Below are 6285 nucleotides of genomic sequence, written 5' to 3' on the forward strand. Positions count from 1 at the left end.
GAACGGTGGGATTGGTTAAGAACAGGTTGGCGTCGGTCGCCAGCGGAATGATTGGGCGTCGATAGCCCGCATCGTGCAGAGAACGCCTTCCAGATGATCGTATTCGTGCTGAATCAGTTCGGCCAGCGCCCAGTCGTCGACAGTCCAGGTGTTTGGTTGCCAGTGCTCGTCGCGGAAGGTGAGCGTGAGCCGACAATGGCGCTGAACGCGTACCAGCAGGTTGGGAAAACTCATGCAGTCGTCCCAGAGTTCAGCGATTTCCGGGCTAAGGCTGGTGAGTTCAGGATTGAGAAGTACCCGAGGACCGCCATATTCCGGATGACTCGTGTTCAGGTAAATCAGCCGTTTCATGATGCCGAGCTGGGGTGCTGCAATGCCGCGCCCAAACTGATACGTCGCTCTGATTTCCTCCATCACATTATGCAGATCGGCCACCCAACCCGCCACGAGCGGCAAGTCCGATTCGGTTACCGGTTCGCAGCGCTCGTACAGTCGCGGGTCACCCAGCAGTAGCAGATCAGTCAGGTGTTTCATGGGTTTAGTACGTCGGCCAACCGGATGACCTGTAAGCCGTTGATGTCGGTAAAATCAGCGACGTTGTTGGTTAGCACAGGCATCGAATGTATCAGTGCCGTAGCAGCAATAATCGAATCGGCTAGCGAGCGTTTGCGTTGCTGACGTAATGTGATGGCTTTCGAAACAATCGCTTCACTGATTACAAATGTGGCTATCGACTCAAAAAAGAGTTCGAACTGATCCCTTACCGTCGGTGTGTTTTTATGATAACCGATAACTTCGATTCTAACAATATCTGATGTGCAAATCCTCTCCAGCTGACTCGTTAGGTAGTCCTTTAATTGCTCGTTATTATCTTGGATGGCGTAGATAATCACATTACTGTCTACAATCATTCGTCTCTTCCATCAAGCACTCTATCCTTGCGAGTCTCTCGCTGCCACTCGGTTGGGTCTCCAAATGCTTCGGCGGCTCTACTCGCTATGAGATTATTAAGAGCCTGTTTGAATTTCTTTTTTCGCTCATCCAGCGAAGTGTCGCGTACGACCCGCACGTTAAGACGGGTTAGTAACTGACGGACCAGTGCTTCGTCCTCTGGCGAATCGATTTCAATCAGTAGCTGACTCATAGCGTTCGTTTTTAGCAAGATAACAAAATCAGGCCGGATTCATTTCGGTCAAGCTGGCCAGGCGGAGACTGACGGCGCGCTTGTGGGCGTCCAGCGATTCGGCTTCGGCCATCGCTTCGACAATCGGACCGAGAAGCTGCAAACCGTCGGGGGTGATGTGCTGCACCGTGATCTTCTTGACGAAACTATCCAGCGATACACCGCTATAGGCACGGGCGAAGCCGTTGGTCGGTAAGGTGTGATTGGTACCCGATGCGTAGTCACCGGCCGATTCGGGCGTGTAATTTCCTAAGAAAATTGATCCGGCATTGACGATCTGCTCGGCGACCTGTTCGGCGTCGGCGACGCTTAGAATCAGGTGTTCGGCGGCATAGTCGTTCAGTAAATCAATGGCGTCGGCGGGCGTGTCGACCAGAATGGCTTTGCTGTTGTCGAGTGCTTTGCCCGCAACGGCTTCGCGGGATAACTTGCCCAACTGCGTACTGAGCGTCAGATTCACCAGTTCGACCAGTTTGCGGCTTGTCGATACCAGCAGCACCTGACTATCAGGGCCATGTTCGGCCTGTGAAAGCAGGTCGGCGGCTACGAAAGCCGGAACAGCGGTATCGTCGGCGTAAACGGCTACCTCACTCGGACCAGCCGGCATGTCGATGGCCATCCCGTCTTTCGCTGCCAGCATTTTCGCTGCCGTAACATACTGGTTGCCTGGGCCAAAGATCTTGTACACCTTCGGTACCGACTCCGTGCCGTAGGTCATGGCGCCAATGGCCTGTGCCCCGCCAACCTGAAAGACCTTCGTTATGCCAACCAGTTTGGCGGCAAAATACACGGCCGGGTGCGTTGCGGGCGTACAAAGTACGACTTCGCGGCAACCCGCCAGCTGCGCCGGTACGCCCAGCATCAGCACGGTGCTGAACAACGGAGCCGTGCCGCCCGGAATATAGAGCCCCACTTTTTCGATGCCCACGCTCCGACGCCAGCAGGTGACGCCCGGCATCGTCTCGATTTTTTCGATTGGTTGCCGCTGCGCTTCGTGAAAGGTACGGATGTTCTGGTACGCCTGCCGGATGGCCGCTTTCAGTTCATCGCTCAACTGCTGTTCGGCCGCATCGAGCACAGCTGGCGAAACAGCCAGCGTGTCGGTGGTCAGCGACACCTTATCGAAGCGTTGCGTCAATTCGATCAGGGCCGCATCGCCCCCCGCCCGGACCTGCTCCATGATCGGCGTGACGATGGCTTCTATCTGCTGTGTCGACTGTACGGGCCGGGCCAGCAAAGCAGGCCATTCGGTGCGGTCGGGAAAGGGGATGATGTTCATGGGCTTGTGTGATGAACGAAGAAAGATGTGAGAAAAAAGAGGGGGTAAAGCCGTAGCGTCTTTCTTCTTTTATCTCATCTCCTTTGGCTAATAGATCATTTTCTCGATTGGGATAACCAGAATACCTTCGGCACCGGCGGCCCGGATGGCTTCGATGTTTTCCCAGAATTCGTTTTCGTTTAACACGGAATGCACCGAACTCCAGCCTTCCGTCGCCAGGGGGGTCACGGTTGGGCTGCGCATGCCGGGTAGCAGCGACGTAATCTGACCAATCGCGTGGTTTGGTGCGTTCAGTACGATGTATTTGTTGTTTTTAGCCGCCTGCACCGCTTTGATGCGGAACAGCAGCTTGTCTACCAACGTCTGTTTGTCGGCGTCCAGTTCGGGGTTGGCGATGAGAATGGCTTCCGACCGGAAGATTGTCTCGACTTCCTGCAAGCCGTTGCTCAGCAGTGTACTACCCGAGCTAACGATGTCGCATACGGCTTCGGCCAGCCCGATACCCGGCGCAATCTCCACCGAGCCACTTATCTCGTGAATGTCGGCATTTACTCCCGCACCTTTCAGGTAATTGCCCAGCAAGGTCGGGTAGGAGGTAGCGATACTTTTGCCGGTCAGATCCTGAATACCCGACCACTCCGTTCCGCGCGGGATGGCAATCGACAGGCGGCATTTCGAAAAGCCCAGCTTATGAATCGTGTTGACCGACCGGCCCGTTTCGACGGCTACGTTTTCGCCAACGATACCGAGGTCGGCGACGCCATCTTCGACGTAACCGGGAATATCGTCGTCGCGCAGAAAGAGAAATTCAGCCGGGAAATTGGACGATACTGACCGAAGTTTACCGGTGCCGTAGTCGAAGCGGATACCGCACTCTTTGAATAGCTGATACGAGTCCTCGCTCAACCGGCCGGACTTTTGAAGGGCAATGCGTAAGGCAGATGTCATGGGGGAATTCTGATGCGGTAAACGTTGTCAGGCAAAGCAGTGCCAGCTAACGCCAAACCGATGTAAACGAAGTCAGTGCACGGACGACCGGGCTGATTTCAGGAAAACGAATAAAACAAAAGTAACGGAAACGGCTGATACGTGGATGAAGCACACGGAGCCAATGTGGCCGGACGGCCAGAGAACGCAGCTAGCGTCGATGTCGGAAGCAGAAAGCGGGCGCTGTCAGAAGCATCATGCTGCAAAAATAAGAAGAAAGAGGATAGACACAAGATGAAAGACAGACCCAGCCATAGCCACGTGTCTTTCTCCCCCCCCGTCTTTCCTCTTTCTTCTTACGTCTTTCCTCTATTTATGATCGATCGCGTCGTAGGCCAGTCCTGTGCCAATCGCGTAGACGGCGTGGTGGAGGGCGTCGGTCGCAATCGTCGGCGCATCCTGTTCGGTGATTGGGGGTGCCAGATTCAGCTTGGGAAGCATCACCAGACCCGTTGCCCAGATCGTGACGAAATGAGCCAGGGTCGCCGGCCAGCCGCGTAGTCCGAACAAGGCAAACAGCCCGCGCGGAATGCCCCAGGCGGTGCCGTAGGTCCAGTGGATTTCCTGCGATACAATCTCTTTCTTACGCTTTTTGGTGGGTTTCACGTTCAGCACTTTCGATACGGCGTCGGCGGGGACGGTGCTGGGTGGGCGTTTGGTGATCGACATCTCAGCAGTCTGCGAAAGCGTGATGGCAACGGTGCCAGCCAGACCAGCCAGAATACCAATGCCGATAACGGTACCCAGGTCGCGCAGGGCGGTGTCTGGTTTCAGCGTCTTCATGGTGATAAGCGGTTTTGCGGTACAAATAGACAGGAACGACGAATAGGTATGATCATTCCCTGTTACTCAAACTGCTGATCGGGCAATTGTTCTTGCAAACGGCCGGAAAACCATTGAATAGCCTATAATGACAACAGGCTCCCCCGAATCGGAAGAGCCTGCTGCTGTATTGACAAACGGTGATCGACTTATTTGATCGAATCGCGCTTGGTGGTGTCGGTGCTTATGGAGTCCGTGCTCATCGTCGTAGCCGTGGTCGATGTAGCTGAATCCGTCGACATGGTCGTCATCGTCGTGTCAGTTACCGCCGTGCCGGTCGACTCGGGTTTGTTGCTCGAACAAGCCGTCGCCAGCGCGACCATCGTCATCATGAAAAAAGCAGATTTCAACATGGTTGTAGTCGTTTTTGGGATTTTTCGATTAATCCGCTGAACCTGAAAAGGTAACCCAACCAGGATTGAAAATTTGTCGTGCCGTCTGCTTACCCCGGTCCGACGGACAGCTTACAAGCCTTGCCCGCCCGACACTTCGATACGCTGCCCATTAATCCAGTAGGCATCATCGGTGCAGAGGAAAGCCACCACCCCGCCAATGTCGTGCGGCAACCCAACGCGCCCCAGCGCCGTCAGCGACGCGATCATCTTGTTGATGTCGGCATTGTCGCGGGTCCGCCCGCCACCGAAATCGGTTTCGATGGCACCCGGCGCGACGACATTGGCGGTGATTTTTCGGGAACCCAGTTCCTTGGCCAGATAGCGTGTGAACACTTCGACAGCGCCTTTCATACTGGCATACGCCGAGGAGCCGGGCATCGTGATCCGCGTCAGGCCCGACGAGATGTTGATGATCCGGCCACCGTCGGTCAGCAACGGCAAGGCTTTCTGCGTCAGGAAGTAAACGCCCTTGAAATGGATGTTGTGCAATTCGTCGAACTGCGCTTCGCTCACCTGCGCAAAGGGGACATACATGCCAATCCCGGCATTGTTAATGAGGAAGTTGAATTTGTCGGTCTGAAAAGTGTCCGACAATATGGTCTTTACCTGTTCGTAAAAGCTGTCGAACGAAGCGATATCACCCGTGTTCAGTTGAAGCGTAGCGGCCCGCTGCCCCTTCTGTTCAATTTCCCGGACCACGGCTTCCGCGTCATCTTTCTGGCTGTTGTACGTCAGTAAAACGTCGAAACCCTTGTCGGCCAGGCGAAGGGCCATGTCTTTACCTAATCCCCGGCTACCACCGGTCACCAGTGCAATTTTCTGTTCAGTTGCCATTTCGTTTGTAGAAGAAAGATGTAAGAGGAAAGAGAAAAGACGCTGGAAAACGGATGTAGACAACGGCTGCTGATCCGTCTTTCTTCTCACCTCTTTTCTCTTTCCTCTTCTTCAACCCAAAATTCCGGCGAATGGCTGACCTGAACGTGGTGAGTAGTTCCGATTAATTGGTGAGTAGTTCAGTTTTTGCGCGGTCACTCGCTTCGCGCTGCTGCGCCCAATGCTGCTCCCGATACTGCTTTGGTGTACTTCCCTGAAAGTGTTTGAAGAACTTGGTGAAATTCGACGGGTCGTAGGTCAGTGTACGGGCTATTTCGGCAATGGGTTGAGCTGTGGTTTCAAGCAGGCTCCGGGCGATGTCCATGATCTTTCGTTCGAAGAAGTAGCAGGGCGCATGGCCCGTCGTGAGCCGGATAGTATTGCTCAGGTGAGTCGGGTGAATATTCATCTCTCCGGCAACGTCCCGAATTTCGTACATATCGATTACGCGCCCGGCCAGTAAATCGCTTAAGTGCCGGTCGAGAATGGCCAGGAAATCGTCGGTGATCTCGTGTTGCCGGGCGGCTATTTTCTTTGGAGTGGTTGGAGAAGCCATGTGTTGATTGATGAAAAAGAGAAAGTTTTAAAATGCTTTGTATACTCAAGCTTCTATACAAAAGCGTCTGCCAATTGAAAAGTTAAGCTTTTCCCCTAATGACATGACAAAAGCGGAATCAGGTCAATAAGTGGTCGATGATTGAGGACTCGGTCACGGAGTTCGTCCAGACCATGCCGGAATAAACTGT

The 6285-nt window shown here is 54.0% G+C and carries 9 protein-coding genes; all 9 read right to left on the bottom strand.

Annotated elements, in window-relative coordinates; genetic code table 11:
* Positions 1 to 15: 15 nt before the first annotated feature.
* Positions 16 to 534, bottom strand: coding sequence for a peptide deformylase (locus tag CLV58_RS10645; RefSeq protein WP_106137772.1), 519 nt, complete (start codon positions 532 to 534; stop codon positions 16 to 18).
* Positions 531 to 911: a type II toxin-antitoxin system VapC family toxin gene (locus tag CLV58_RS10650; protein WP_106137773.1), complete on the bottom strand. Its 381-nt coding sequence runs from the start codon at positions 909 to 911 to the stop codon at positions 531 to 533. Before CLV58_RS10650 ends, CLV58_RS10645 begins: the two co-directional genes overlap by 4 nt.
* A complete protein-coding gene (locus CLV58_RS10655) occupies positions 908 to 1144 on the bottom strand; it encodes a hypothetical protein (RefSeq protein WP_106137774.1) in 237 nt (78 codons plus the stop codon). The genes CLV58_RS10650 and CLV58_RS10655 overlap by 4 nt, the downstream gene beginning before the upstream one ends.
* Before the next feature lie 28 nt (positions 1145 to 1172).
* Positions 1173 to 2462 (bottom strand): histidinol dehydrogenase, encoded by a 1290-nt coding sequence (gene hisD, locus CLV58_RS10660; protein ID WP_106137775.1) that lies wholly within the window; start codon positions 2460 to 2462, stop codon positions 1173 to 1175.
* An 87-nt stretch (positions 2463 to 2549) separates the two neighbouring features.
* Entirely contained in the window at positions 2550 to 3410 is an 861-nt protein-coding gene (gene hisG / locus CLV58_RS10665) for an ATP phosphoribosyltransferase (RefSeq protein WP_106137776.1), read from the bottom strand.
* A gap of 348 nt (positions 3411 to 3758) precedes the next feature.
* Complete coding sequence (locus CLV58_RS10670) at positions 3759 to 4232, bottom strand: hypothetical protein (protein WP_106137777.1); 474 nt, start codon at positions 4230 to 4232, stop codon at positions 3759 to 3761.
* A gap of 188 nt (positions 4233 to 4420) precedes the next feature.
* Positions 4421 to 4624, bottom strand: a complete 204-nt coding sequence (locus CLV58_RS28325) for a hypothetical protein (protein WP_170108679.1) — start codon at positions 4622 to 4624, stop codon at positions 4421 to 4423.
* 111 nt (positions 4625 to 4735) lie between these two features.
* Positions 4736 to 5500, bottom strand: coding sequence for an SDR family oxidoreductase (locus CLV58_RS10680; protein WP_106137778.1), 765 nt, complete (start codon positions 5498 to 5500; stop codon positions 4736 to 4738).
* Between the two features lie 163 nt (positions 5501 to 5663).
* Positions 5664 to 6095: a helix-turn-helix domain-containing protein gene (locus tag CLV58_RS10685; protein WP_106137779.1), complete on the bottom strand. Its 432-nt coding sequence runs from the start codon at positions 6093 to 6095 to the stop codon at positions 5664 to 5666.
* Positions 6096 to 6285: the final 190 nt, after the last annotated feature.

This window comes from Spirosoma oryzae (assembly GCF_003002825.1).
In the GTDB taxonomy this organism is placed as follows: domain Bacteria; phylum Bacteroidota; class Bacteroidia; order Cytophagales; family Spirosomataceae; genus Spirosoma; species Spirosoma oryzae.